Annotated in this window: 24 protein-coding genes, 1 pseudogene and 1 other annotated feature; of the genes and pseudogenes, 12 read left to right on the top strand and 13 right to left on the bottom strand. The window is 59.6% G+C overall.

Features of this window, described 5'->3' with window-relative positions; all coding sequences use genetic code 11:
- Window positions 1-20: 20 nt before the first annotated feature.
- From GVK95_RS08865 to GVK95_RS08885, 5 genes are all read right to left on the bottom strand, one after another.
- On the bottom strand, window positions 21-1,310 hold the full coding sequence (locus GVK95_RS08865; RefSeq protein WP_159948675.1) for a TRAP transporter large permease: 1,290 nt from the start codon (window positions 1,308-1,310) through the stop codon (window positions 21-23).
- The gene (locus tag GVK95_RS08870) at window positions 1,310-1,894 is read right to left on the bottom strand and encodes a TRAP transporter small permease (protein ID WP_159948677.1); all 585 of its coding nucleotides are present in this window, start codon (window positions 1,892-1,894) and stop codon (window positions 1,310-1,312) included. The genes GVK95_RS08865 and GVK95_RS08870 overlap by 1 nt, the downstream gene beginning before the upstream one ends.
- A 196-nt stretch (window positions 1,895-2,090) precedes the next feature.
- Entirely contained in the window at window positions 2,091-2,612 is a 522-nt protein-coding gene (locus GVK95_RS08875; protein WP_159948679.1) for a flavin reductase family protein, read from the bottom strand.
- Window positions 2,612-3,505: an aldo/keto reductase gene (locus GVK95_RS08880; protein WP_159948681.1), complete on the bottom strand. Its 894-nt coding sequence runs from the start codon at window positions 3,503-3,505 to the stop codon at window positions 2,612-2,614. The genes GVK95_RS08875 and GVK95_RS08880 overlap by 1 nt, the downstream gene beginning before the upstream one ends.
- Window positions 3,505-4,662, bottom strand: a complete 1,158-nt coding sequence (locus GVK95_RS08885) for an LLM class flavin-dependent oxidoreductase (protein ID WP_159948683.1) — start codon at window positions 4,660-4,662, stop codon at window positions 3,505-3,507. Before GVK95_RS08885 ends, GVK95_RS08880 begins: the two co-directional genes overlap by 1 nt.
- A 120-nt stretch (window positions 4,663-4,782) precedes the next feature.
- Between GVK95_RS08885 and GVK95_RS08890 the strand changes: the two genes are divergently transcribed.
- Both GVK95_RS08890 and GVK95_RS08895 read left to right on the top strand, forming a co-directional pair.
- Window positions 4,783-5,487 carry a GntR family transcriptional regulator gene (locus tag GVK95_RS08890; protein WP_159948685.1) on the top strand — a complete coding sequence of 235 codons (705 nt, stop codon included), beginning with the start codon at window positions 4,783-4,785 and terminating at the stop codon, window positions 5,485-5,487.
- Window positions 5,488-5,529: 42 nt separating this feature from the next.
- Complete coding sequence (locus GVK95_RS08895) at window positions 5,530-6,630, top strand: Gfo/Idh/MocA family oxidoreductase (protein WP_200844250.1); 1,101 nt, start codon at window positions 5,530-5,532, stop codon at window positions 6,628-6,630.
- Window positions 6,631-6,778: 148 nt separating this feature from the next.
- Here GVK95_RS08895 and GVK95_RS08900 read toward each other — a convergent pair.
- Window positions 6,779-7,464: pseudogene (locus GVK95_RS08900) on the bottom strand (IS3 family transposase); the annotation flags it as partial.
- Window positions 7,064-7,180: a sequence feature (AL1L pseudoknot), on the bottom strand. (Overlaps the previous pseudogene by 117 nt.)
- Window positions 7,465-7,515: 51 nt before the next feature.
- Here GVK95_RS08900 and GVK95_RS08905 point away from each other — a divergent pair.
- Entirely contained in the window at window positions 7,516-8,064 is a 549-nt protein-coding gene (locus GVK95_RS08905) for a GGDEF domain-containing protein (RefSeq protein ID WP_159948689.1), read from the top strand.
- Window positions 8,065-8,326: 262 nt separating this feature from the next.
- Here GVK95_RS08905 and GVK95_RS08910 read toward each other — a convergent pair whose 3' ends face one another.
- Window positions 8,327-9,256 (bottom strand): LysR substrate-binding domain-containing protein, encoded by a 930-nt coding sequence (locus tag GVK95_RS08910; protein WP_159948691.1) that lies wholly within the window; start codon window positions 9,254-9,256, stop codon window positions 8,327-8,329.
- Window positions 9,257-9,420: 164 nt separating this feature from the next.
- Here GVK95_RS08910 and GVK95_RS08915 point away from each other — a divergent pair, with 164 nt between their 5' ends.
- The 5 genes from GVK95_RS08915 (at window position 9,421) to GVK95_RS08935 (ending at window position 13,871) form a co-directional block, all read left to right on the top strand.
- On the top strand, window positions 9,421-10,113 hold the full coding sequence (locus GVK95_RS08915) for a type 1 glutamine amidotransferase domain-containing protein (RefSeq protein WP_159948693.1): 693 nt from the start codon (window positions 9,421-9,423) through the stop codon (window positions 10,111-10,113).
- 287 nt (window positions 10,114-10,400) lie between these two features.
- Window positions 10,401-11,576, top strand: a complete 1,176-nt coding sequence (locus GVK95_RS08920) for an MFS transporter (RefSeq protein WP_244618712.1) — start codon at window positions 10,401-10,403, stop codon at window positions 11,574-11,576.
- A gap of 90 nt (window positions 11,577-11,666) precedes the next feature.
- Window positions 11,667-12,407, top strand: coding sequence for an SDR family oxidoreductase (locus tag GVK95_RS08925; protein WP_159948697.1), 741 nt, complete (start codon window positions 11,667-11,669; stop codon window positions 12,405-12,407).
- A gap of 111 nt (window positions 12,408-12,518) precedes the next feature.
- Window positions 12,519-13,283 carry an alpha/beta hydrolase gene (locus GVK95_RS08930; protein WP_159948699.1) on the top strand — a complete coding sequence of 255 codons (765 nt, stop codon included), beginning with the start codon at window positions 12,519-12,521 and terminating at the stop codon, window positions 13,281-13,283.
- A gap of 69 nt (window positions 13,284-13,352) precedes the next feature.
- Window positions 13,353-13,871 carry a heme-binding protein gene (locus tag GVK95_RS08935; RefSeq protein ID WP_348532451.1) on the top strand — a complete coding sequence of 173 codons (519 nt, stop codon included), beginning with the start codon at window positions 13,353-13,355 and terminating at the stop codon, window positions 13,869-13,871.
- Between the two features lie 287 nt (window positions 13,872-14,158).
- Here GVK95_RS08935 and GVK95_RS08940 read toward each other — a convergent pair whose 3' ends face one another.
- From GVK95_RS08940 to GVK95_RS08955, 4 genes are read right to left on the bottom strand one after another with little or no spacing between them, the layout of a single operon-like run.
- Complete coding sequence (locus GVK95_RS08940; RefSeq protein ID WP_159948701.1) at window positions 14,159-14,926, bottom strand: ABC transporter ATP-binding protein; 768 nt, start codon at window positions 14,924-14,926, stop codon at window positions 14,159-14,161.
- 9 nt (window positions 14,927-14,935) lie between these two features.
- Window positions 14,936-15,913 (bottom strand): ABC transporter substrate-binding protein, encoded by a 978-nt coding sequence (locus tag GVK95_RS08945; RefSeq protein WP_159948703.1) that lies wholly within the window; start codon window positions 15,911-15,913, stop codon window positions 14,936-14,938.
- A gap of 46 nt (window positions 15,914-15,959) precedes the next feature.
- Window positions 15,960-16,808: an ABC transporter permease gene (locus GVK95_RS08950; protein WP_159948705.1), complete on the bottom strand. Its 849-nt coding sequence runs from the start codon at window positions 16,806-16,808 to the stop codon at window positions 15,960-15,962.
- A 9-nt stretch (window positions 16,809-16,817) separates the two neighbouring features.
- Window positions 16,818-18,170, bottom strand: a complete 1,353-nt coding sequence (locus tag GVK95_RS08955; RefSeq protein ID WP_159948707.1) for an LLM class flavin-dependent oxidoreductase — start codon at window positions 18,168-18,170, stop codon at window positions 16,818-16,820.
- A 266-nt stretch (window positions 18,171-18,436) separates the two neighbouring features.
- Here GVK95_RS08955 and GVK95_RS08960 point away from each other — a divergent pair, with 266 nt between their 5' ends.
- Window positions 18,437-18,883 (top strand): Rrf2 family transcriptional regulator, encoded by a 447-nt coding sequence (locus GVK95_RS08960; RefSeq protein WP_007599133.1) that lies wholly within the window; start codon window positions 18,437-18,439, stop codon window positions 18,881-18,883.
- Here GVK95_RS08960 and GVK95_RS08965 read toward each other — a convergent pair.
- On the bottom strand, window positions 18,867-19,631 hold the full coding sequence (locus GVK95_RS08965; RefSeq protein WP_210252956.1) for an acyl-CoA dehydrogenase family protein: 765 nt from the start codon (window positions 19,629-19,631) through the stop codon (window positions 18,867-18,869). The two genes, GVK95_RS08960 and GVK95_RS08965, sit on opposite strands and share 17 nt — an antisense overlap.
- 148 nt (window positions 19,632-19,779) lie before the next feature.
- Window positions 19,780-20,319, bottom strand: a complete 540-nt coding sequence (locus GVK95_RS08970; RefSeq protein WP_159948711.1) for a flavin reductase family protein — start codon at window positions 20,317-20,319, stop codon at window positions 19,780-19,782.
- Window positions 20,320-20,458: 139 nt separating this feature from the next.
- Here GVK95_RS08970 and GVK95_RS08975 point away from each other — a divergent pair, with 139 nt between their 5' ends.
- From GVK95_RS08975 to GVK95_RS08985, 3 genes are all read left to right on the top strand, one after another.
- Window positions 20,459-21,922, top strand: coding sequence for an FAD/NAD(P)-binding protein (locus GVK95_RS08975; RefSeq protein WP_159948713.1), 1,464 nt, complete (start codon window positions 20,459-20,461; stop codon window positions 21,920-21,922).
- A gap of 117 nt (window positions 21,923-22,039) precedes the next feature.
- Window positions 22,040-22,684, top strand: coding sequence for a lysophospholipid acyltransferase family protein (locus GVK95_RS08980; protein ID WP_159948715.1), 645 nt, complete (start codon window positions 22,040-22,042; stop codon window positions 22,682-22,684).
- Entirely contained in the window at window positions 22,681-23,628 is a 948-nt protein-coding gene (locus GVK95_RS08985) for a phosphatidate cytidylyltransferase (protein WP_159948717.1), read from the top strand. Before GVK95_RS08980 ends, GVK95_RS08985 begins: the two co-directional genes overlap by 4 nt.
- Window positions 23,629-23,662 lie beyond the last annotated feature (34 nt).

Consider the following 23,662-nt stretch of genomic DNA (forward strand, 5'->3'; position numbering starts at 1 on the left):
GTTTCCTCCCTTTTATCAAGTTAGTCGACGAAGCCCGCAAGGCGCGGGACTGTTAGGGTCAAGGCAGGAAAATAGGTGATCAGGAAGATCACGACGATTTCCGCCAAGAGGAATGGCATGACAGCCTTGGCGACGGTCTCGACCTTCAGTCCGGAGACGGAGGACGTCACGAAGAGCACGAGCCCCATCGGTGGCGTCAGCAGGCCGACCGTCAGGTTGACCACCATGATGATAGCAAAATGGACCGGGTCCACGCCGATCGAGACGAAGATCGGCCCGAGGATCGGTCCGAGCACGATGATCGCCGGCCCGGCATCAAGGAACATGCCGACGACGAACAGCAGGATGTTGACGAGCAAAAGCAGAACCAGCGGATTGTCGCTGAGGCTGAGGAAGATATCGGCCAAAAGTTCCGGCGTATGGGCCAGTGAGGCGACGGTCTTGAAGGCCATGGCCGCGCCGATCAAAAGCAGCACGACGGCAGAGGTCATGGCGGCCCGCATCAGGATTCCGGGGATGTCCTTGTATTGCAGCGTTCCGATGACGAAGAGGCCGAGGAAGAAGGCATAGCCCGCAGCGATGGCGGCGGCTTCCGTCGGAGTGAAGACGCCGCCGAGGATGCCGCCCATGATGATGACGGGGGTGAGCAGCGGCCAGAAGGCGCCGATCATTGCCCGGCCGCGATCACGCCAGGACGCACGTTTCGTGGCGGCAGGAAGATCGTAGTGATCTGCCATCAGCCGGATCATCACCATCAGGCTGATGCCCATCAGGATGCCCGGCACGATGCCGGCAAGGAAGAGGGCAGCGACGCTTTCGCCCATGACATAGGCATAGATGATCATGATGCCGGAGGGCGGGATGATCGGCCCGATGATGGCCGACGCCGCCGTGATACCGGCAGCAAAACGGCGGGTATAACCCTCCTTTTCCATCGCCGGGATCAGCATGGCACCGAGTGCCGAGACATCGGCGACGGCAGAGCCGGAAATGCCGGCAAACATCATGGAATCCACGACATTCACCTGGGCAAGGCCGCCGCGCATGTGGCCGACCATGGCCTGGGCAAAATGGATAATGCGCACGGTGATGCCGGCGCGGTTCATCAATTCGCCCGTCAGCATGAAGAACGGGATGGCCATCAGCGGAAAGCTGTCCATGCCGGCATAGATGTTGCGGTAGAGCAGCACGATGTCGCGCTCCTGGCCGTTCATCCAGAGCAAAATGGCGGGGGCCGCGATCAACCCGAAGACGATCGGCAGGCCGAACAGCAGGAAGGCGATGAAGAGGGGCAGGAAAAGGCTCAGCATCATTCGGCTCCCAACTGTCCGGCGATCGGGATCGGCGCGAGCCGCTCTCCGAAAAGGTTGAGAAGGGCGCGCAGGATGAGTTCGATATTGACGACGAACATCAGCGTGATGCCGGTGGCAAGCGAGGCCATCATCCAGCCGCGCGGGATTTTCATCCAGGTCGAGAAGTCGAACGAAGTCGGAAGGGCAATCGCCGACATGGCGAAACGGCCGCCAATGCCGGTCACTTCGGCCCAGCCGATCCGCATGCCGACGAACAGCACCACGGCGCTGAGCAGGAGAAACGACAGGGCGATGAGGTTGGCGATCAGGCGGGGCAGCAGGTCGACGATCATGCCGATGGCAACGAATCCACCCTGGCGAAAGGCGGTTGGCACCATCAGGCCGGTCATCCACAGCATCAGGAAGCGCGAGGCTTCCTCGCTCCAGGCCAGCGCATTGCCGAGAAAGTAGCGGAAGAAGACCTGCATCAGCATGAAGAACAGCATGATGCCGAGGGCGCCGGCACCCAGCCAGAGCCCGACCGTCAAAACGGCGGCATTCAGCCGGCCGAGCTGGTTGGTCAGGTATGCGATTGAATTCATGTCTCCACCCGTCACTTGTCGTCGGTCAATTCCGGGCGACTATCGAAGACAAGTCTTTGCGGCGCAAAGACGACTGTTCCCGTTTCGGGCCTTGATGGAGCAAATCTCTCCACCGCGACCCGTCTTGCGGAAATGCTTCGATCGTCCTCCCGGTGCATTGTGAAAACGCCCCGACGACCTCCTCCCAACATTTCGATCAGACCGCGAAGCGGCCAAACCGTCCTTGCGAGAAGCACAGCGGATCTCCCTGCCGATGTGCAACCCGTGTCACCCTGCCGATGATGATCGTATGATCCCCGGCATCATGCAGCGCCTGCTGCATGCATTCGAACCGCGCCAGCGTGCCCGGCAGCACCGGGACGCCCTGCGGATTGATCTCGACCTCGAGCCCGTCAAAGGCGGCCCCGCCCCGCGTGAAGGCGGCGCTCAGATGATCCTGGCCGGCACCGAGCACGTGAATGGCGAAATGGCTGGCATTGGCAAAGGCATCGTGCTTCGACGAGTTCTTGGCCGGCGACCAGAGCACCAGTGGCGGATCGAGCGAGACCGAGGCAAAGCTGTTCACCGTCATGCCGATCGGGCCGGATGGGCTCATCGCGGTCACCACCGTGACCCCGGTGGTAAAGCTGCCGAGCGCATTGCGATAGGCGCGATGGTTTTCCGCCTCGGGCAGAAAAACGGCTTCGCCGGATCGCTGACTGTCATTGGCGGCTATCATCAGGCGACCTCCCGCCCGATTGCCAGCGTGTAGAGTTCGAACCATGTCTGCCGGTCAATCTCAACCGTTTCGGCCTCGGCAATCCTGGCGATCCGGTCGAGCGAATTGGTGCCCATGACCGGCAGGATGGCGGAGGGATGGCGCAGCAGCCAGGCGACGGCGACGGCGGTTTCGTCGACGCCTTGGCCCGAGGCGATGCGCTTCAGCGCGGCCAGAAGTTCAGGCTTCGACCCGTCGAACAGGCGCCCGCCACCGAGCGGCGACCAGGCCATCGGCGGCACCATGCGCTCCTGCAGATAAGCGAGGTCACCATTAACGAAGGCGTCTGTCGCCAGAAGGCTGAGCTCGATCTGGTTGGTGACGAGATTGTTCTCCATCGACGACTGCAGCAGCGAGAAATCCCAGGGGCGGAAATTCGAGACGCCGACGGCGCGCACCTTGCCGGATGCAACAAGCGCATCGAGGGCCGGGCCGGTTTCATCGGGATCGATCAGCGGATCGGGACGGTGGATGAGGAGCAGGTCCACATGGTCGGTGCCCATGTCGGTCAGCGAGGCTTCGACCGATGCGGTGATATGGGCAGCCGACGTGTCGTAGTGCTTGACCCGGGTGGCCGAATGCCGGCCTGCCGGTGCTACGATGTCGCATTTGGTGACGATCTCGAGCTTGTCACGCAGGCCGGGTGCAGCCTTCAACGCGCCGCCGAGCACGGCTTCGGCGGTGTAGCCGCCATAGATGTCAGCCTGGTCGATTGTGGTGATGCCCTGGGCAAGGCAGGCCTCGATCTTGGCCTGCACATGTTTCGGCGAGGTATCGGCGTCGTCGCCGATGCGCCACATGCCATAGACGAGGCGGCTGAAGGTCAGGTCTGGGGTGAGATTGACGCGCTGCATCAGCGACGAACTCCATTTCCGAGAGGGGTATCAGGCGTTTCCAATGGTACGCGGCCATAGACATGGGGGAGGGAGGCGGTGGTCAGCTGCGGCAACACCTTGGTGCCGAAATGGACCGCCTCGTCGATATGCGGATAACCGGACAGGATAAAGGCACGGATGCCCATTTTCCGGTAGGATTCGAGTTCGGACAGGATCTGGTCCGTCGAGCCGACAAGGGCCGCGCCGCAGCCGGAGCGCGCCCGGCCGATGCCGGTCCACAGATGCGGCTCGATATAGCCGAACTGGTCGGCGAGTTCGCGGGCACGCGCCTGATGGGCAACACCAAGCGAGATCGAGTCATGCGCCCGTTCACGGATCAGCTTGCCATATTCGTCATCAAGCTTCGAGACGATGTAGTCGGCGTATTCGCGGGCTTCCTTTTCCGTGTCGCGCACGATCATGTGGACGCGCAACCCGTAATCCAGCGTGCGGCCATGGGCCTCGGCGCGGGCATGCACGGCCTTCATCCGCTCGGCCAGCTGCTCCTTCTTTTCCGGCCACATCAGATGGACGTCGCATTGCGCGCCGCAGAGTTCGAGTGCGTCGGGCGAGTAGCCGCCGAAATAGAGCAGCGGCCCGCCATTCTGCTGATAGGGGCGGGCGGGCTCGGTGGAGACGCCCTTGAACTGGTAGACCTCGCCTTCATGGTCGATCGTGTCACGGGTCCAGGCCTGGCGCAGGATCTCGACCACCTCGTGGCTGCGCTTGTAGCGAAACGCGCTGTCGGCGACCTCGCCGGGGAAATCGGAGCTGATGACGTTGAGCGTCAGGCGGCCTTTGAGCATGTGGTCGAGCGTCGCCACCGTACGCGCCAGCATGATCGGCTGCATCTCGCCGCAGCGGATGGCGGCCAGCAAGTTGATCTTGGAGGTGATCGGCGCACAACCGGCAACGAAGCTCAACGTGTCCTGGCCGACTTGGTAAGAGGATGGGCACAGAATGTTGCGGAATCCGAGCTGTTCGGCCTTCTGCACGATGTCTGAACAGTGCTCGAAGCTCGAGCGCAGGTCGCCGTCCGGCACGCCGAGAAACTGATAATCGTCAGAGCAAAGGGCCGCAAACCACGATACTTCCGCGCCACCGATATCGGCGGATGTGACGGGCACGACGGTCATTCGGGTCTCCTCCAAGACGACAACTTTCCTCTTGCCTAACATCCGAATTGATGTAGATCAATAGTGTATCAATTTTTTCTCGACGCGATGAAAACGCAACATTGAGCCCCTGCCGGATCCATGACAGCCGCCCCCGGAAGCCTTCCCATCTATGTGCAGATCGCCGAATTGCTGGTGCGCGACATCGCGGCCGGACGCCTGATCGACGGCGAAAAGCTGAAGCCTGAAAGGGATCTGGCGGAGGAGCTGGGCATTGCCGTCGGCACCTTGCGCAAGGCGCTGGCCGAACTGCAGAGCCGCGGGCTTCTGGAGCGGGTTCAGGGGTCCGGCAACTACATCCGGGCGCTGGCCGATCCGAAGAGCGTCTATTCGATGTTCCGGCTGGAGCTTCTGGGCGGCGGTGGCCTGCCGACGGCCGAGATCCTGTCGATCGAGCGCCTGCCCAAGCCGGTGGAACTGCCGGCATTCGGCACCAGTGACGAGGGCCACCGCATCCGCCGCCTGCGCCGGCTGTCTGGCCGCCCGGCGGCACTGGAGGAGATCTGGCTCGACGGCACCTATGTCGAGCGCATCGATCCGGAGGCGGTATCGGAATCGCTCTATCTTTTCTATCGCACCCGGTTGTCGCTCTGGATTGCCCGCGCCGAGGACCAGATCGGCCTTGATCGCGTGCCGGAGTGGACGCCTGCTGTCTTCGGCCAGCCTGCCGGTGCGCCTGTTACCCATATCCAACGCATCAGCCAGGACCAGGAGGGCGCACGCGCCGAGGTCTCCCGCACCTGGCTCGACCATGAGGTGGCGCGCTACGTGTCGCGCCTGAAATGACCGGCAGATAATGCCCGGATATCCATGCCTGAGGAGGAAAGAGTGGCGAAATTGAACTACGGGATCATCGGTTGCGGCATGATGGGGCAGGAGCACCTGCGCAATATCGCACTTTTGCCGGATGCGGCAGTGGTGGCGATTTTCGAGCCGGATGCCGGCATGCGGGCGCTCTCGGCTGAGGCCGTGCCCTCGGCGAAACTGGTGGACAGCATCGAGGAGGTGCTCGCCGTCGACGAGGTGAACTGCCTGCTGATTGCCAGCCCCAATTATCTGCATCTGGAGCAACTGGAAAAGATCGCCGCGATCCGGCCGCTTCCGGTGCTGGTGGAAAAGCCGCTGTTCACCGACCCGGCCGATGCACCCCGTCTGGCGGCTCTGCGTGCCGCTTATCCGGCGCCGATCTGGGTGGCGATGGAATATCGCTACATGCCGCCCGTTGCCCGGATGATCGCGGAAGCGGCGGAGGCCACAGGTGGCATCCGCATGCTGACCATTCGCGAGCATCGGTTTCCCTTCCTGGAAAAGGTCGGCGACTGGAACCGCTTCAACCGCAATACCGGCGGCACGCTGGTGGAAAAATGCTGCCACTTCTTCGACCTGATGCGGCATATCCTCAAATCCGATCCTGTGCGCGTCATGGCGTCGGGCGGGCAATCGGTGAACCATCTCGACGAGGTCTATGGCGGTCAGAAATCCGACATCTGGGACAATGCCTATGTGATCGTCGACTTCGCCTCCGGCGCCCGCGCCATGCTCGAACTCTGCATGTTCGCCGAAGGCGCGCGCTATCAGGAGGAGATTTCTGCCGTCGGGCCGAAGGGCAAGATCGAATGCCTCGTGCCGGGGCCGGGCCGCTTTTGGCCGGAGCATCTGGGCGAACCGCCGGTGTCGCAGGTGATCGTGTCGCCGCGCGACCCCAAGGGCCCGCACATGGTGGAGATCCCCGTCGATCCGCAATTGCTGGAGGCTGGCGACCACAACGGTTCGACCTTCTACCAGCACCAGCGCTTCCAGAAGGCAGCACTCGGGGAGCAACCCGTCGAGGTAGCGCTGGACGACGGCTGGTGGGCGGTGGCCATGGGGCTCGCAGCCCAGCGTTCGGCCGAGACGGGTGAAGTGGTCAATTTGCCGACAGAATGGTGACCACGCGCCCTCGCGATCCGGGACGTCGTAAAAATTTCCTGACCGATCAGGCAGTTATTCCCCAGCGTGCAGCAACACTATCGTGGCATCGCGCTGGGGAATATAGCGCCGATCACAAAGTCTGCAAGCAGAAGCCGAAGGGGGGGTATCGGTCGAGCGGACACGGGGCAGACTTGTCCGATACAGTGGTTTTGATGGGCTTGCCACGAATGATGCCTTGAAGACCCATCATTCTCATGAGCCTTGCGACGGTGCAGCGTGCGACATCGAAACCTTCTCGCTGCAACTGTCGCCACACTTTGCGCACGCCATAGACCTGGAAGTTCTCGTTGAACACCCGGCGTATCTCGACTTTCATGGCAATATCATTCCGTTCGCGGGCCGATAGGCGACCCACGTCCGTGCGCTTGGCGACGACCTCATAATAGGTGGACGGGGAAATCGGCAGCAGCCTGCAGATCGGCTCGACCCCGAGCACCGAGCGGTGTTCGTCGATGAAGGAAATCATCGCTTCAGTGGGCGGTCGAGCTCCGCCTGGGCAAAATACGCCGAGGCTTTGCGTAGAATCTCATTCGCCTGACGAAGCTCCCGGGTCTCCCGTTCCAGAGCCTTCATCTTCTCCGCCACGTCACTTGGCAAACCTGCACGCTTGCCGCTGTCGACCTCGGCCTTCTTCACCCATTCACGCAGCGTATGCGCCGAGCAACCGATCTTGGCCGCTATCGATGATACAGCCGCCCAACGGGAGGGATGTTCGGCTTCATGCTCCGTCACCATCCGAACGGCACGGGCACGAACTTCAGGAGAAAATTTGTTCGTCGTTTTGCTTGTCATAGACCCTACTTCTCACGAGTTGAGGTCTCCGGCAAAGCCGGGGGCGGTTCAATGACTGACGGCTTGACGGGGCTACTAAACCGGCGTGCGTTCGATGCAGCTCTTGCAGCGGAGCTGGAACGCTGCCACGCAGTTGACGGCGGCTTGAGCCTTCTGCTCGTCGACGTGGATCATTTTAAGGCGTCTAATGATAGTTATGGCCATACCGCAGGTGACGGGTGCTTGAAGCAGGTTGCCGGTGCGGTGCGCGCCATCGCGCGTCGTCTGGGAGATTGCGCGGCGAGATATGGCGGGGAGGAGATGGCTGTCATTCTTCCGCAAGCTTCGCGAGAGGTGGCTTTGTTGATTGCACACGAACTGCGCAACCGAGTGCTTGAGCTTGACATCGTCCACCCGACAAGCGGAAAGGGTCTGTTGACGGTGAGCATTGGCGTTGCCACCCTTTGTGCGGAATCGATTGCAGCGCCATCCTCCGAATTCGTCACTAGAGCTGATGAGGCGCTCTATTGCGCAAAAGCGTCGGGCCGCGATGCGGTCTGCTATTGGGACGCGGCTCAACTCAAGCTTGATGATGTGCGAAATTGGACAAAGGCGTCCTGAAACGGGGGTGATCTGCCACGGCGATCAATGGTTCACTCGCTACATTGCGCGACAGCCTTGCCCCCAATCTTTGGTCGATGCGAAGAATGTTTCTACTAATGCATTTAAATCCATGTGCCCCACAAACAAGGAATTCGTAAAATTTCAGCAGATGAAAAGCTACATTTTCAGATAGACGCGTGGTTCAACTGACTTGCAAGATATGTTTAGCACACCACGCGAGGTAGGTAGGCCACACTCGCTAACAAGAAACCGTTATAACCTACGAAAGTAAAACAGGCGCCGAATTCGTATCCGTTAGTGCTCTTGTTATTTCGCTGATCAATGACCGCAGCCATCGATGGGCCGGATCGTTGCGATTACGCACATGCCAAGCCATCTCGACCGGGAAGGTGCCGAGGTCGGTTGGGGCAGGGAGCACCTTCAGGCGCGCGTCGTTCGCAAGACGTTGGCAGATCAGGCTTGGCAGGGTAGCGCAATAATCGGTTACCGCGATCATTTCGGGAACGGCCAGAAAATGCGTGACTGAAACGGCAACCTCGCGCCGGAGACCTTGATGGCCGAGCGCCTGGAACAGGCCGGCGCGCATTCGCCCCGGCGGAAGAACATTGACGTGCTTCATTCGCTCATACTGCTCACGGGAAATCCCATCACCAATATCGGGATGATCTGCGCGCACCACACAAGCAAGCCCTTCATCCATCAGATGCTGAACCACCATATTATCCGGTGGATCTATAATTCGGCCCAGCACGATGTCAGCCCCGCCGGACATTGCGCCGGTTTCAGCCAGGTCGTTGCCGAACGGCGTGAGGCGTAGTTTGATCCCTGGGGCTCGCTCCCGCAGTCGGGCGACCAGTACCGGCATCAGCACAAACTCGACATAGCCGTTGGGAGCAATCGTAAAGAGCTTTTCTGCCTTGGCCGGATCGAAGTTCCTTTGACCGAGGATGATGTCGTCAATGCTTGCCAACGCGGCAGCCACGACGGGCTCGAGTTCTTCCGCCATCTGGGTCGGCTTCATGCCGTAGCGCTCCCGAATGAAGAGCGGATCGCGCATCGTATCGCGCAGGCGGCTCAAGGCATTGGACATCGCAGGTTGCGTAATGCCGAGCCGCGCGGCGGCGCGCGTGACGTTGCGTTCCTCCATGAGTGCTAGGAACACGGGCAACAGGTTCAGGTCGTATTTCATCTAATTATAATTTCATGTGAATATCTGGAATACAACAAATAAATTTCAGAAATAACGATCCATCAGGCATCTTGAAGGTGTCCAAACGGATGGGGACAGAACGAGCAAAAGCAGCGTTCGCCTCTTCCTAAAATCATTTCAGGCAAACCCAAAGGATCGGTAAAATGAAAATTCTGATGGTTCTCACGTCGCATGACGAACTCGGTAACACCGGCCGCAAGACCGGCTTCTGGCTCGAAGAGTTCGCGGCACCCTATTACGCCTTCCTCGAAGCTGGCGCCGAGATCATCGTCGCATCGCCGAAGGGCGGCCAGCCGCCGCTCGACCCGAAGAGCGATGAGCCTGGTTTCCAGACCGAGCAAACTCGCCGCTTCCATGCTGACCCCAAGGCGCAGGCCGTACTCGGTTCGACGGTCAAACTCACCTCCGTCTCCCAGGAAGACTATGACGCGGTCTTTTATCCGGGTGGTCACGGCCCGCTGTGGGATCTGGCCGAGGACAAGAATTCGATTGCTCTCATCGAGAGCACCTATCGGTCCGGCAAGCCGGTCGCGCTCGTCTGCCACGCCCCGGGTGTTCTTCGCCACGTCAAGGCGGTCGATGGAACGCCGCTGGTCCAGGGCAAGAACGTCACCGGCTTCAAGAACACGGAAGAAGACGGCGTCGGCCTGACCGATGTCGTGCCGTTCCTCGTCGAAGACATGCTGAAGCAGAATGGTGGGATTTATTCCAGCGGTGACGACTGGGCGTCTTACGCTGTTCAGGACGGGCTGTTGATCACTGGCCAGAACCCGGGTTCGTCCGTCGAGACAGCCCGCACCCTGCTGACGATGCTGAAGATCAGCAAAGCTGCCTGATCGAAAAAAACAGGTGCAGGAGTTTGTTGCTCCTGCACCTTCGCTCGGCGCGTCAATCGCCGATCACTTGCGGGTGACGGGCAAGGCCCGAATGCGCACTCGTCTTTCTTGACATTGGATAAGCCACCAAAGCCGTTCGCATGAACAGGCATCGCGGTCGATCGACCTGGAAAAAGAAAATGACCCGCATTCTTTCCACTGAACCAACTGCCTATCGGCGTTCCGTAACCTTCAATCCGGGAAAAACCCAAGCTGATGATCTGCAACATCCTTCGCGGACTTCTCCGTTGTCGTTTGCTGCTGTCGCCGCCTGTATCATCCTCGTCGCGATCGACTTGCGGCCGGCGATTGTTTCCATCGGCCCTCTGCTGCCGCAGATCCGGCAGGAATTTGCACTGTCGAACGCCCAGGCGTCGCTGCTGACCGCAATCCCGGCAATGTTGATGGGGTTGCTGGCTTTTCCAACGCCCTGGCTTGCCCGGCGATTTGGTCGCGACCGCGTCATCCTTGTTGCCCTCACTGTCTTGATGGCGGCAACCCTTCTGCGCGCCTTTGCCGGTTCGCTCGGACTTCTGCTTGCGGCCACCGCCGGTGTCGGCGCCGGAATTGCGATAGCAGGTGCCCTGATCCCGGGCTTTGCCAAAAAGAGCTTCCCCAAAAGCGCTGCCGTTCTGATGGGCCTCTACGCGATGTCGCTTGGGCTGGGCAGCACTCTGGCGGCGGGGCTTACCCAACCGCTTGCGGGGATCGAAGGAGGCTGGCGATTTGGAGCGGGTATCTTCGCACTGCCATGTCTGACGGCTATCGCGGCGTGGGTGATCGTGGCCCGCACTGAGCGCAGAACAGATATCCAGGTTTCAATGATACCGGGGCCAGTTCAGTCCGGCCTGCCAGTTCGAAATCCCACGGCATGGTTGGCCGCCCTTTACTTCTCTGCGAACAATTTCCTGTTCTTCGGCTTCGTATCGTGGACCGCGCCGATGTTCCGGGAATTTGGCATGGGTGCCACGACAGCGGGCCTGGTTCTTGCAAGTTTCACCGCAGCCTTCATGCTGTCCAATCCGCTCGCTGGCCTGATGAGCCGCAATGATGACCGCCGTGTCATCATCGCCCTGTTTGCAGGTCTTGCTCTTATCGGCTCGGTCTTTGTTGCTGCATCGCCCACGCTTCTTCCGTTCGTGTTCATCCCGGTCATTGCCTGCGGGGTCGGTGGCTCTTTTACCCTGGCGATGATCCTGCCCCTCGACAATGCGTCGGACTCGCAGGAGGCGAATTCATGGACGGCCTTCGTCATGGGGATTGGCTATTCCGCCGGAGCTCTCGGCCCATTGTTGCTGGGTGTCATGCGCGACCGGAGCGGCAGCTTCGATATTCCTCTCTGGATGCTTGCCGCAGTGGCACTGCTGATGTTTGCGCTGTCGCCCTTCCTGCAGCCCCACCACCACCGCAAGACGCAGAACTAAGCATTTTTCCCAGCACTTGGGCATTGTCCCCAACATTACAGCCAATGGCTCGACCAATCGTCAGGCCACAATCCACCCAAGGAGAAAGTCATGAACACAGGTATCGCAAACAAAGTCGTTCTCATCACCGGCGGCAGCACAGGGATCGGGGCAGAGGTCGCGCGGACGCTCGCCGCCAACGGCGCCAAGGTTGCGATAGCCGCCCGGCGTAAAGACAAGTTGGAGGCGGTGCGAGCCGAGATCGCAGGGCAGGGCGGCGACATTCGCGCCTATGGCATGGACGTCACCGATAAGCACCAGGTCAAGGCGGTGGTCGAAGCGGTGGTCCGTGACTTCGGAAAGCTCGACGTGCTCATCAACAATGCCGGGATCATGCCGATCCGGCCGATGGCGGAAGTCAATACGGAAGAGTGGGATGCGATGATCGACGTCAACCTCAAGGGCACGCTTTATGGGATCGCGGCAGTGCTACCCCTGTTCCTGGCGCAGAATTCCGGACACATCATCAATCTGAGTTCGGTTGCGGGCATCAAGGTCTTCGCGCCGGGTGGCACCGTCTACTCAGGCACGAAGTTCGCGGTCAGTGCCATCTCCGAAGGGCTGCGCATGGAGGTCGGCAAGGCGATGCGCGTCACTTCGATCGAACCTGGTGCCGTGGAAAGCGATCTCAAACTGGGAACGACCGGAACCGCACGCGACACAGTGCATGGTTTCTATGAGCAGGCCATTCCTGCCTCATCCGTCGCCCGTGCGATTGCCTTCGCCATTGAACAGCCGGACGACGTCGACATCAATACAATTGTCATCCGTCCGACGGCGCAGGAATTTTAGTTCTCTCAGACCGGTGACGCGCGTCAAGCAAGCCACGTCAGTCTCTGGTCGGTTCAACGAAACAGTATTTCCAAAAACTCCCAACTCAATAAAAATGCAAGGATGAGTTTAATGTCTAGAATTCTTCAATCCCTCGGAGGTGCTGCGCTTCTGACATCGATCGCTCTCGCGTCTGGAACAGCTAATGCGGCAGAAGACAAGGTCAAGAATGTCGTTCTGGTGCACGGCGCCTTCGTCGATGGATCGGGCTGGAAGGATGTGGCCGAACTTTTGACCAAGGACGGGTTCAAGGTCAGTATTGTCCAGCAGCCTGAGACAAGTCTGCAGGATGATATCCAGGCGACCCAGCGTATTATCGACCAGCAGGACGGCCCGGTCGTTCTGGTCGGCCATAGCTACGGTGGCATGATTATCACCGACGCCGGCAACGATCCGATGGTTAAGTCGCTGGTCTATGTCGCCGCATTCATGCCCGAAGCCGGCGACAGTCTGCTCTCGCTTGCCAAGACGATGCCTTTGCCGAGCGAGGATATCAAGGCGACGAAGGACGGCTATCTTTATCTCGATCCGGCCAGGTTTGCCGCTGACTTCGCCGCTGATCTGCCAAAGGAAACGTCGGCATTCATGGCAGCTTCGCAGGTCTTCACGTCCCAAAAAGCTTTCTCTGCGCCGACCACCAAGGCAGCCTGGCATGACAAGCCGGCTTTCGCCATCGTCGCCACGCAGGACAAGGCGATCAATCCCGACCTGGAACGCTGGATGTACAAGCGTGGCGGTGCCCACGTGACCGAAGTCAAGTCCAGTCACGCGGTCTACATGTCGAACCCGCGGTCCGTTGTCGACGTGATTGAAATGGCATCGAGTGCTGCCAAGTAGCATTAGCTGTAGGCGCTGCCTGGTAGATCGATCTCTGCCGGGCAGTCGTCACGCATCAGGCGGCCCACGATGCGCAAGCAGTCTCGAAATTGTCGACATTTGCCCGCGCGAAAGCGAGGCAGGATATCTCTGCCCTTTGGATGGAAAGCCATGCCCAACACCTTTGAAAGTCTCAATCTTCTCGACGCGAAAAACATAGTCGAGGCCAGTTTGGCCAGAGCCAATGCGCTCAAGATTGCCTGCTCCGTTGCGGTGGTCGATGCCGGAGGATTCCTGCTCGCCTTCGCCAGACAGGACGATGCGATGGTCGGCTCCGTCGAGCTTGCAATCAACAAGGCCTATACCGCCTTGATCTTCAGAAACTCGACCGAAGCGGTTGGCAAACTCGCCCAGCCTGCCGCCGAGCTCTACGGTATAGAACACAGCCACGCGGGAAAAGTCGTGATATTCGGTGGTGGAATTCCTGTGCTCCTCAATGGAACCGTCATCGGCGCGATCGGGGTGAGTGGCGGATCGGTGGCGCAGGATATCGACGTTGCGAGCGCATCGCAGTTCACGAGTATCCAGCACCAGGTCGGCGCAAAATGATCCAAAAATTCAGCCCCATTTACCGAGGCAGTGCCCGGTACAGTACGATTCGTTTCCTTCAAGCTGGCTGAAGCGACGTCCTAATCAAAAGAGCCCAATCTCTTTGCATGGTCGGGATGTCCGATATTGGCTACGCGGCTCTGTCCCCGGTCCACCCAAGACAGGTGCCCCGAAAGTCATAGGTCATGGGCGACCACGATTGTCTCAAGGATCGTTTCTTCGTTGTCTTCTGTGATTGGTTTGCTCTGATCCCCAAAACGATCCAGTTTCTGGGGATCAGGACAGTCTCAATGCAGCCCGAACAAGCCCAACAGTTCTTCCCGTTGCCGAACGAAGCCGGGAGCGCTGCGGTCGCGTGGATGTGGCAGGTCGATGTCGATCAGCCGTGGTTCGCCGCCCTTTTCCCGCGGCAGGATCAGGATCCGGTCGGCGAGGAAAATTGCCTCTTCGAGATCGTGGGTGACCAGTACCGTCGTCACGTCCTCGTCCTTCCAGATCCGCGCCAGTTCCTGCTGCATGCCGATCTTGGTCATGGCGTCGAGGGCCCCGAGGGGTTCATCGAGCAGGAGGATTTCAGGCTGGACGGCGAGCGCGCGGGCAATCCCGACACGCTGCGCCATGCCGCCCGAAAGCTGTCGGGGATAGGCCGTTTCGAAGCCTTTCAGACCAACTAAGTCGACATATCTCTGGGCGATGAACCGGGCTTCGTCGCGAGAAAGCCCCCTTGTCTCAAGACCGAAACCGATATTGTCGATCACCGTCAGCCAGGGCAAAAGCCGCGGTTCCTGGAAGATGACAGCCCGCTCCGTGCCGACGCCACGGACGCGCCTTCCGTCAATCAGCACATCGCCGCCGTCGGCCTCTTCGAGGCCTGCCAGGATGCGCAGAAGCGTTGTCTTGCCCGAACCGCTCGCGCCGACAATCGCCAAGCTTTCACCGGAGCGTATGGTGAGATTGAGGTCTCTCAGGATCGGCAGTGGCTGACCGTTCAGGGTGAAGGTCTTGGAGAGATGACGAACCGTCACCTCTCCACGAATGCTGTTTGAAAGTGCCATTGCGACGCCTCAGTTGCTTGCCGTGTCGGCGGTGTAGAGAATATCCTTGGCGGCAAGTTGCCCTTCCTTCAGCTTGCCTTCGCGGACCAGAACGTCGATCCAGAACTGCAGATCACGATCCACCGCCTGGCCGCCCGGACGCACGCCATAGCCGCGGAAGAACTTGGCGATCTCTGGGTTTTCGCCGCGCTCGGCGAGGGCCTTGGCAAAGAGTACCTTGGTTTCCTCCGGATGTTCGCGGGCATAGTCGAGCGCGCGCTGCGACTGCTCGACAAAGACCTTTGCGGCCTCAGGGTGGTCCGCGATGAAGTCTCGGCGCAGGACGACGAAGCCGCCGGCGATGTCGCCCAGAACGTCGGTGTCATCGAAGATGGCCCGCAACCCGCCCTTCTGCTTGGCAACGCCCTCGAAGGTCGTCTGCCAATAGCCGAAGGCCGAAACGTCGACCTGGCCCGAGCGCAGGACCTGCTCAAGCTGCGGTCCGGGAACGACGATCTGGTTGGCGGCATCGCTTGGCAGGCCGACGGAGTGGAGTGCTTCGCGGATCGTGTAGTCGAGATGGGCGCCAAGCGTGTTCACGGCGATACTCTTGCCGGCGATGTCCTTGATCTCCTTGATCGGGCTATCATCGAGCACGTAGAAGATAGACTGAACCTGATCGTTGATGCCGTTTGACGGATAGGCGGCGACAAAGTCGTTGCCGCCGACGATCGAGTTCAAGACCGCCGATGTCGCCGCGCTGCCGATCTCGACATCGCCGGAGGCGAGCGCGATCAGCGAGGCTGGGCCGCCAGTCGCGTAACCGACATTCTCGATGGTAATGCCGGTGCCGTCGAAATAGCCGAGTTCGGCGGCGAGTTCGTGAGCGGACAAGCCACCCTGGCTGGTGAGGTAGCGGAATTTGACGTCCTCGGCAGCATAGGCGGAACCGGACAGGCCGATGGCGATTGCGGCCGACAAGAGCAGTTTGCGGGTGTGATATGTCATGGAATCTTTCCTTTTGAAGAGTGATGTCGCGTCGGGAGGCGGAGTGTTATTGGGGCAGCGCCCATCGGCACAGCTTGCGCTGCAGGAGAACGAGTGCGGCATTGGCGGCGAGCCCCAGCAGGGCGAGCAGCAGGATGGCGGCAAACATCAAAGGGATCTGGAAGTTGTACTGGGCGTTCATCACCTGGAAACCGATGCCCTTGTTGGCGCCGATCATCTCGGCAGCGATCAGAAGCAGCAGTGCGGTGGTCGCAGAAAGCCTCAAACCCACGAAGATCGCCGGAACCGAAGCCGGCAGGACAACACGCCGAAAGATCGCAAGCGAACCAGCCCCATAGGTGCGCGCCATCTCGATGAGCTTGGCGTCCACTTCTTTCACCCCGCCGACGGTTGACAGCAGAATCGGGAAGAGTGTCGCCCAGAAGATCACGAAGACCTTTGACGCTTCACCGAGACCCAGCATGAGAATGAAGACCGGATAAAGGGCGAGTGCCGAGGTCTGGCGAAAGAACTGCAGTAGTGGGTCGAGCGCCTGCTCGATGGCGCGAACCTGCCCCATGAACAGTCCGAGCGGAATACCGAGCGCGACGGCGGCGAGGAAGGCGATCCCTGATCTTTGCAGGCTGATCGCGATATCATCGACCAGGGCGCCCGTGGCGATGCCTTCCCACAGGGCACCGATAATCTGGTCGAGAGGCGGAAACACGGATGCGTTTACCCAGCCCAGTTTGGTCGACACCTGCCAGAAGACCAGGAAGCCGATGACCAGACCGTAGCGCGACAGGATCGGAGCGGCGACAGTGGCCGTCTGCGCCAACCAGCGCGGTGCTCGGTTTCCCGGGCGAGAGAGGCTGATCCCGTAAGCGGGACCACGTTGTATTTCTTCAAACGACATGACCGGTCCTCACTCTGCAGCTTGGACGACCGATGGGTCGACGGTCCAACGGTTGAGGGGGAAAGGCAGGCCGAGGTTTTCGCGCAAGGTGCGGCCCTCGTAAGCAGTGCGGAACAGTCCGCGACGCTGAAGCTCCGGGATGACGAGATCGACGAAATCGTTCAGGCCGGTCGGCAGCCATGGCGGCAGGATGTTGAAGCCGTCCGCCGCCTCGTTCTCGAACCATTCCTGCAGCGTGTCGGCGATCTGCCCTGCTGTTCCGACAATGGTGAAGTGCCCACGGGCAGAGGCGACCCACTGGTAGAGCTGACGGATAGAGAAATTGTTCTCGTCGGCGATCTGGCGGATCAGCGCCTGGCGGCTCTTCATGCCTTCTGTCGGCGGTGCGGGCGGTAGCGGGCCATCCAAGTCGTAGCCGCGCAGATCCAGCGTTCCACCGGTCAGGCCATTGAGCAGACCGACTCCATCTTCTTCGAGGATCAGAGAGGTCAGGCGATCATACTTCTCGCGGGCTTCAGCCTCGGTGCGACCGACGAAGGGCGAGACGCCGGGCATGACCAGAACATGGTCGGGATTGCGACCGATGCCACGCGCGCGGTTCTTGATGTCGCGGTAGAATTCCTGTGCCGTCTCGATGTGCTGGTGCGCGGTGAAAATCACCTCTGCCGTCGCTGCCGCCAGCCCACGTCCGTCGTCGGATTGGCCCGCCTGGACGATCACCGGATGCCCCTGGGGCGAGCGGGACACGTTTAGCGGCCCTTTGACCTTGAAGTGCTCACCCTTGTGGTTTGTATCGTGAAGCTTGGCGCGTTCGAAGAAGACGCCGGTTTCTCGGTTGCGGATAAAGGCATCATCTTCGAAGCTGTCCCACAGCTTTTTTACCACCTCTACATGCTCGGCGGCACGTTTGTAGCGATCGGCATGCGGCAACTGGGTATCGCGATTGAAATTCTGGGCGGTGGCATCGCCCGTCGTGGTGACGACATTCCAGCCGGCGCGTCCGTTGGAGATGAGATCAAGCGACGCAAACTTACGTGCAGTATTGTAAGGTTCTTCATAGGTCGTAGATGCGGTTGCGATGAAACCGAGATGGGTGGTGAAGGGCGCCAGGGCCGAAAACAGCGTTACGGGCTCGAAGCCTGCAACCCGCGCGTTGCCGCCTTCGCGAGCGCCGCCAAAGCCGACCGCGAGACCGTCGGCGAGGAAATAGGCGTCGAACAGCCCGCGCTCCGCGGTCTGCGCCAACTGCTTGTGAAATTCAAAGCTGACGGCGCCGTCAACCGGCTGGTCGGGATGACGCCATGAGGCGACGTGCTGTCCTCCACCGGGCAGGAATGCTCCAAGTCTGATCTTGCGTGTCATGGCTGGTCCTCTCTCAGTCAGATGGTCGAATGAGAGCAGCCTATATTGTCTATAATTTATATAGAGAAATAGGATTGCGAAGATTCTGGCTATTGACGAATTGATTTTCAACGGCTGGGGCCAATAAGCACGAACCTGCTGCGGAATGCGAAAGGAGGCGGATCGCCGACCAGAAACGGGAAGACGAGCTTGAACGATTAATTCAGAAAAACTATATAATTTGGTAGAAACTCAATCGCGGTGGCCATGGGCCGGAATTCCTCGCAATGCTTACCAACAAAGGCAAATACGGTTTGAAGGCCCTAGTCGACCTGGCAGGGTTGGAACCTGGACAGACGGCTTTCGTCACCGACATCGCCACGCGCAACAACATCCCGAAGAAGTTTCTCGATACCATTCTGTTGGAACTGCGAAACAATGGGTTGCTGCGTTCTAAAAAAGGACCGAACGGCGGCTATGCGCTTTCGAAACCTGCCGATGAAATCATGATCGGCCAGGTCATCCGCGCCCTGGACGGACCGCTGGCGCCAATCCGATGTGCCAGCCGAACTGCATTCGAGGCCTGTGATGATTGTCGCGATCCCTCTGCTTGCCAGGTTCGGATTTCGATGACGCAGGTACGGGATGCTATCGCGTCCATCCTCGACAACATGACGCTTTCGCAGTTCGTCGCGCGCGAGAACCCTGCCGAGGACCTTATCGCGGGGGAGTGACCTCGTCGGCGCAGCGGAGGCACGCTGTCTGCAATGCCTTACATAATCTTTCCGTCTGCGCCAGGTCGAGGGTGGGTACATCCACCTGAATGCCGTCGATGATCGAAGCGACTTTCAAGACAATTGCATCGAGAAGTTCGAATTCAACGGCAGATGCGGTGGTATCGCCGATATCGTCTTTGCCAAGTTCGACATCAATTGCCCCGCGACAGATTGCTCCTCGAAGGAAAGCCTGCATGAGTGCAGCAAGCGGGAGAGCATCCAGCCCCAATACAAGGACATTGTCCGGGGAAACCGGCGGCGCTGTCGGTAAAACATCGCCATCCGACGGCTGTCCATCTTCGAATGACAGGATGAACGCGACCTCGCCCATGCCAGCTGAGGTGGCGATCAGGACATGCCAATCGGTTCCTCGCGGCGGCATGGAAGGCGCAGGTTCGACCATGAAGGAGAGGCCTGAGCGCACCAGGCGGGCCATGGGGTGAACCGTGGGGCCAGCGGAGAAATGGAACACTTCTCCCAGGGCTACCCGGCTGTAGACGGCTCTTCGCTGTTCGGTCGTTCCGCTCGTGCGGAGAAGTTCCAGGGCAATGAGATGATGGACGAAAAGTTCGGCTGTTCTCATGCTCCAGGTCGACAGTCTGCTGATTGCTTCAGCCACAACGACGTTGGAAATGTCCGCGCCACCAAAAATCGCCGGAATTGATATGGCCAGGAGGCCTGACTTGGCCAAGGTTGCCGCCGCCATATCCTGTCCATCGGAAACGGGTCTCAGAACGATCGATTCGACCACAGCGAGAACCTGCCCTTCGGTCGGGAGCGTCGCGGGGACCGGACGCAATCGATCGGATGCCGATTTCATCATTCAAACCCTCTGGACATGAGACTGATTGTCATCAATCGACAGAATGGTATCTCCCGTTTTGATAGAGCAAGGAATTTCCAAATCCGATCCGAATTGCGAGCACTCTGCCAATGACGATGACATGGCTGTGTCTCTCAATCGCCTCCTCGACTTCACAGTCCAGAGCCGCAACGGCATCTTCCAGCACGGGCGCGCCGCTGGCAAGTCTGGTCCATTCGGCGCTACGATAGCGCTCTGCTCCCTTCAGGCCGCCTATCCCGGCAAAACGGTTCGCAAGGCCCTTGTGTTCCGCGCCCAGCACATTGATGGCGAAATGATGGAAGCGATCAACGACAGGCCATGTCGAGGACGTCCTGTTGAGGGAAACGAGCATGCGCGGGGGATCTACCGACAATGCCGTCGCAGAGGTGACAGTGGCTCCTGACCGGAGATCGCCTTCGCCCGCCGTCACAATGCAGACTCCGCCGCCCAGTGTTCTCATGGCCTCTTTCAGATTGATAGCATCGGCGGGCTGATCGAGGACGGGACGAATACGGGGCTCGGCAAACTCTGTCGCGATAAAACGGCTCATAATTCCACTCCCTTTGGGCTCATCTGGAGCAAGAGATATCAGCCGTGGAACTGACGCAGTAGACAAACATTTTTAATCTACATATATTTTATAGAAAATATGTCTAACTCTACTGCCGCGAACCGGAGGGAAGACTGCCATGTTGAAAATCAGGATATCTTCGCCGCGGGCGAGGACCACCGATCATGTGCATGGCTCAAGGATCGCCATTATCGGAGGCGGCTTCACGGGAGCAACTGTCGCCAAACTTCTCGTCGAGCGCGGCTTCGGACATGTCGAAGACGTCACGGTCTTTGAACCGCGTGCACAACTCGGCAGTGGCCTTGCTTACGATACGAGCGACCCCGATGTCCGGCTCAACGTCGCGGCCCATCGGATGCGTGCTGTTCCCGGCACGCCGTCGGCGTTTCTCGACTGGTTGCAGTCAAGTGGCACATTGACCGTCGACCCGGCGGCCTTCACATCTGAAGGGATTTTTGCCCGACGCCGTGATTTCGGTCGCTTCATGCACCAGCAAATGGCGCCTCTGGTCAAGGACGGTAACATTCGTCACCTTCGCGAGACGGTATCGATAGTCTGCCGGGTGAACGATCAGTGGCACGTTACGGGCGCTGGCGGCACGAAGATTGTAGCCGACATGCTGATTGTCGCGACGGGGCACCCCCCAGCCTCGAGGCCGCGGGCTCTGGAAAAGCTGAGCAAGCCAACGGCCATGAGGGTGACAGATGCAATGGCACCAGACGCACTGAGAGACTTCAACCCCGACAGCAGTATACTGATTGTCGGTTCAGGACTGACCGCCCTTGATGCATTGGTGCGGCTCAACGCCCAGGGCCATCAGGGGAAGATTTCGCTTCTCTCTCGCTCCGGTCTTCTGCCGAGACCGCACGCAGGCGGTGGCTTTTCGCCTTACGGAAATTTCCAGGAAGAGGCCCTGACCACCGCCCGGCAAGTTTTGGTGAAGGTACGGGCAACGATCTTGGATGCCGCAACGCATGGCATTCCCTGGCAGCCGGTCTTCGATGCTCTGCGGCAGCAGGCACAATGTGTCTGGCAGCGTCTTCCTGAATGCGAGCGCCAGAAATTGCTTCGTCGTCTGCGGCGGTGGTACGACGTCCATAGATACCGGATGCCGCCACAGGTATCCGCCTTCCTGATGGAGGGGATGGCTACCGGTCAGGTCGAGACCATGGTCGGAGACCTGGCTTCCGTGCGGCAGGACGGGCGAGATCTCGTTGCGAGGATCGCCACGCGAGACGGTTGCGACCTGACTCATCGCTGCCAACACATTCTGCTTGCGACAGGGCCCGATTTCCGGGACTACGGTACACACCAAAATTTCCTGCTCGCTCTTCATCGAGAAGGGTTGGTTCAATCCGACCCACTTGGTTTGGGCTTGGTTTGCGATCGAGGAGGTCGCATCATCTCGCTAGACGGCTGCCCGAACACCAGTCTCTTTGTCGCGGGGCCGCCCGCACGCCCGGCATTTGGTGAGTTGATCGGCGTCCCGGAGATTGCTGCTCAGGCGGCGAACCTGGCGGATACGGTGCTGCGAACGCTGGCAAGGCGGAACCGGACCATATTTATCGGACGGCAAGATTAGGAAGCGCTATTTTTTCCTCATTTGCGGCCAATCGAGATCCGGCAGCGCATCTTTCTTCCCCGTGCGCAGATGATACAGTTTGATTGCCACTAGTGCTGGGTTGGGTCGGGGGGAAGAATGAAGGCTTTGCTGATAGAGGCCGCGGCGTCAGTGATCGTGCTGTTTGCCCGCGCGGTCACGGCTGTGCGCGCCATCTGGGCCGAAGAGGGACTGCCGACCCGCCCCTGCATTTATTTCGCCAACCATTCCAGCCACGGCGACTTCGTGCTGGTCTGGACGGTTTTGCCGCCAAGGCTTCGGCAGCAGGCACGCCCCGTGGCTGGCGCAGAATACTGGCTGAAATCCAGGCTCACGCGATTCATTGGCAGTGACGTGTTCAATGCGGTTCTGATCGCCAGAGAGCGCGACAATCGGATCCATGATCCGATCGAGCAGATGGCCGAGGCGATCGATGCCGGATCCTCCCTCATTCTTTTTCCCGAGGGCACGCGAAACCAGACCGACGCACCGCTCCTACCGTTTAAAAGCGGAATTTTCCATTTGATCACAGCTCGATCGGACACCGACCTCGTTCCGGTCTGGATCAACAATTTGAACCGGGTAATGCCGAAGGGAGAGATTGTGCCGATCCCGCTGATATGCACGGTCACCTTCGGGAATCCACTGCGCATCGAGCCTGACGAAGCCAAGGACGCGTTTCTCCAACGGATGCAGGCAGCCCTTCTGGCCCTGTCTCCCCGACCGGCAGGAGGTGGCGAATGAGTGCCGCGAATTCTGATCTCCTGATGCTTGTGATTGGTATCTTCGGTGTGCTGATCTTTGCATCAGCCGTCGGCTACGGTCTCCAGCTGCGTTTTTCCCCAACCGGTTCGAACGCATCGATCGAAAACCTCAATGCGCGCATCAAGGCCTGGTGGGTGATGGTGGTGCTGATAGGCCTTGCCTTCGTCGCCGGCCGGATTGGCGTGCTGGTCCTGTTCGGCTTCTGCTCGTTCGCGGCATTGCGCGAATTCGTGACGCTGATCAACACGCGCAGGGCCGATCACTGGGCCCTTGCCGCAGCCTTCTTCCTTGTCGTGCCGATCCAGTACTATCTGCTCTGGGCGGAAGAATACGGCATCTTTTCGATTTTCATTCCGGTCTATGCCTTCCTTTTGATGCCGATCATTTCGGTGCTCAGGGGCGATACCGAACGCTTCTTGATCCGCATCGCTGAAGTGCAATGGGCCTTAATGATCTGCGTCTTCTGCGCTTCACATGTGCCAGCATTGCTGACGCTGCACATTCAGGGTTACGAGGGCCGCAATGTCCTGCTGATCGCCTTCCTGGTCATCGTTGTCCAGCTCAGTGACGTCCTGCAATATGTCTGGGGCAAAATGTTCGGGCGCAACAAGATCGCTCCCAATCTGTCACCCTCCAAAACCGTCGAAGGCTTTGTCGGCGGCGTGGTCAGTGCCACGTTGATTGGTGCTGCCCTATGGTGGATCACGCCCTTCACGCCATTCCAGGCCGGCCTTCTGGCCTTCATCATCACGCTGATGGGCTTCTTCGGTGGTCTGGTCATGTCAGCGATCAAGCGCGATCGCGGCGTAAAGGACTGGGGCAATTTGATCGAAGGCCATGGCGGCCTGATCGACCGACTGGATTCCGTCGTTTTCTCTGCGCCAATCTTCTTCCATATCGTCCGGTACTGGTGGTCGCTTTGACTAGGGAACCCCTGCGACGGTTTGCCCGCAATGG

It is taken from the genome of Rhizobium sp. 18065 (assembly GCF_902706095.1).
In the GTDB taxonomy this organism is placed as follows: domain Bacteria; phylum Pseudomonadota; class Alphaproteobacteria; order Rhizobiales; family Rhizobiaceae; genus Allorhizobium.

Bases quoted from the DNA above. Each gene is read 5' to 3' on its own strand.
- GVK95_RS08865 (WP_159948675.1), bottom strand. From the start codon at position 1,310: ATGCTGAGCCTTTTCCTGCCCCTCTTCATCGCCTTCCTGCTGTTCGGC.
- GVK95_RS08870 (WP_159948677.1), bottom strand. From the start codon at position 1,894: ATGAATTCAATCGCATACCTGACCAACCAGCTCGGCCGGCTGAATGCC.
- GVK95_RS08875 (WP_159948679.1), bottom strand. From the start codon at position 2,612: ATGATAGCCGCCAATGACAGTCAGCGATCCGGCGAAGCCGTTTTTCTG.
- GVK95_RS08880 (WP_159948681.1), bottom strand. From the start codon at position 3,505: ATGCAGCGCGTCAATCTCACCCCAGACCTGACCTTCAGCCGCCTCGTC.
- GVK95_RS08885 (WP_159948683.1), bottom strand. From the start codon at position 4,662: ATGACCGTCGTGCCCGTCACATCCGCCGATATCGGTGGCGCGGAAGTA.
- GVK95_RS08890 (WP_159948685.1), top strand. From the start codon at position 4,783: ATGACAGCCGCCCCCGGAAGCCTTCCCATCTATGTGCAGATCGCCGAA.
- GVK95_RS08905 (WP_159948689.1), top strand. From the start codon at position 7,516: ATGACTGACGGCTTGACGGGGCTACTAAACCGGCGTGCGTTCGATGCA.
- GVK95_RS08910 (WP_159948691.1), bottom strand. From the start codon at position 9,256: ATGAAATACGACCTGAACCTGTTGCCCGTGTTCCTAGCACTCATGGAG.
- GVK95_RS08915 (WP_159948693.1), top strand. From the start codon at position 9,421: ATGAAAATTCTGATGGTTCTCACGTCGCATGACGAACTCGGTAACACC.
- GVK95_RS08925 (WP_159948697.1), top strand. From the start codon at position 11,667: ATGAACACAGGTATCGCAAACAAAGTCGTTCTCATCACCGGCGGCAGC.
- GVK95_RS08930 (WP_159948699.1), top strand. From the start codon at position 12,519: ATGTCTAGAATTCTTCAATCCCTCGGAGGTGCTGCGCTTCTGACATCG.
- GVK95_RS08935 (WP_348532451.1), top strand. From the start codon at position 13,353: ATGCGCAAGCAGTCTCGAAATTGTCGACATTTGCCCGCGCGAAAGCGA.
- GVK95_RS08940 (WP_159948701.1), bottom strand. From the start codon at position 14,926: ATGGCACTTTCAAACAGCATTCGTGGAGAGGTGACGGTTCGTCATCTC.
- GVK95_RS08945 (WP_159948703.1), bottom strand. From the start codon at position 15,913: ATGACATATCACACCCGCAAACTGCTCTTGTCGGCCGCAATCGCCATC.
- GVK95_RS08950 (WP_159948705.1), bottom strand. From the start codon at position 16,808: ATGTCGTTTGAAGAAATACAACGTGGTCCCGCTTACGGGATCAGCCTC.
- GVK95_RS08955 (WP_159948707.1), bottom strand. From the start codon at position 18,170: ATGACACGCAAGATCAGACTTGGAGCATTCCTGCCCGGTGGAGGACAG.
- GVK95_RS08960 (WP_007599133.1), top strand. From the start codon at position 18,437: ATGCTTACCAACAAAGGCAAATACGGTTTGAAGGCCCTAGTCGACCTG.
- GVK95_RS08965 (WP_210252956.1), bottom strand. From the start codon at position 19,631: ATGGCGGCGGCAACCTTGGCCAAGTCAGGCCTCCTGGCCATATCAATT.
- GVK95_RS08970 (WP_159948711.1), bottom strand. From the start codon at position 20,319: ATGAGCCGTTTTATCGCGACAGAGTTTGCCGAGCCCCGTATTCGTCCC.
- GVK95_RS08975 (WP_159948713.1), top strand. From the start codon at position 20,459: ATGTTGAAAATCAGGATATCTTCGCCGCGGGCGAGGACCACCGATCAT.
- GVK95_RS08980 (WP_159948715.1), top strand. From the start codon at position 22,040: ATGAAGGCTTTGCTGATAGAGGCCGCGGCGTCAGTGATCGTGCTGTTT.
- GVK95_RS08985 (WP_159948717.1), top strand. From the start codon at position 22,681: ATGAGTGCCGCGAATTCTGATCTCCTGATGCTTGTGATTGGTATCTTC.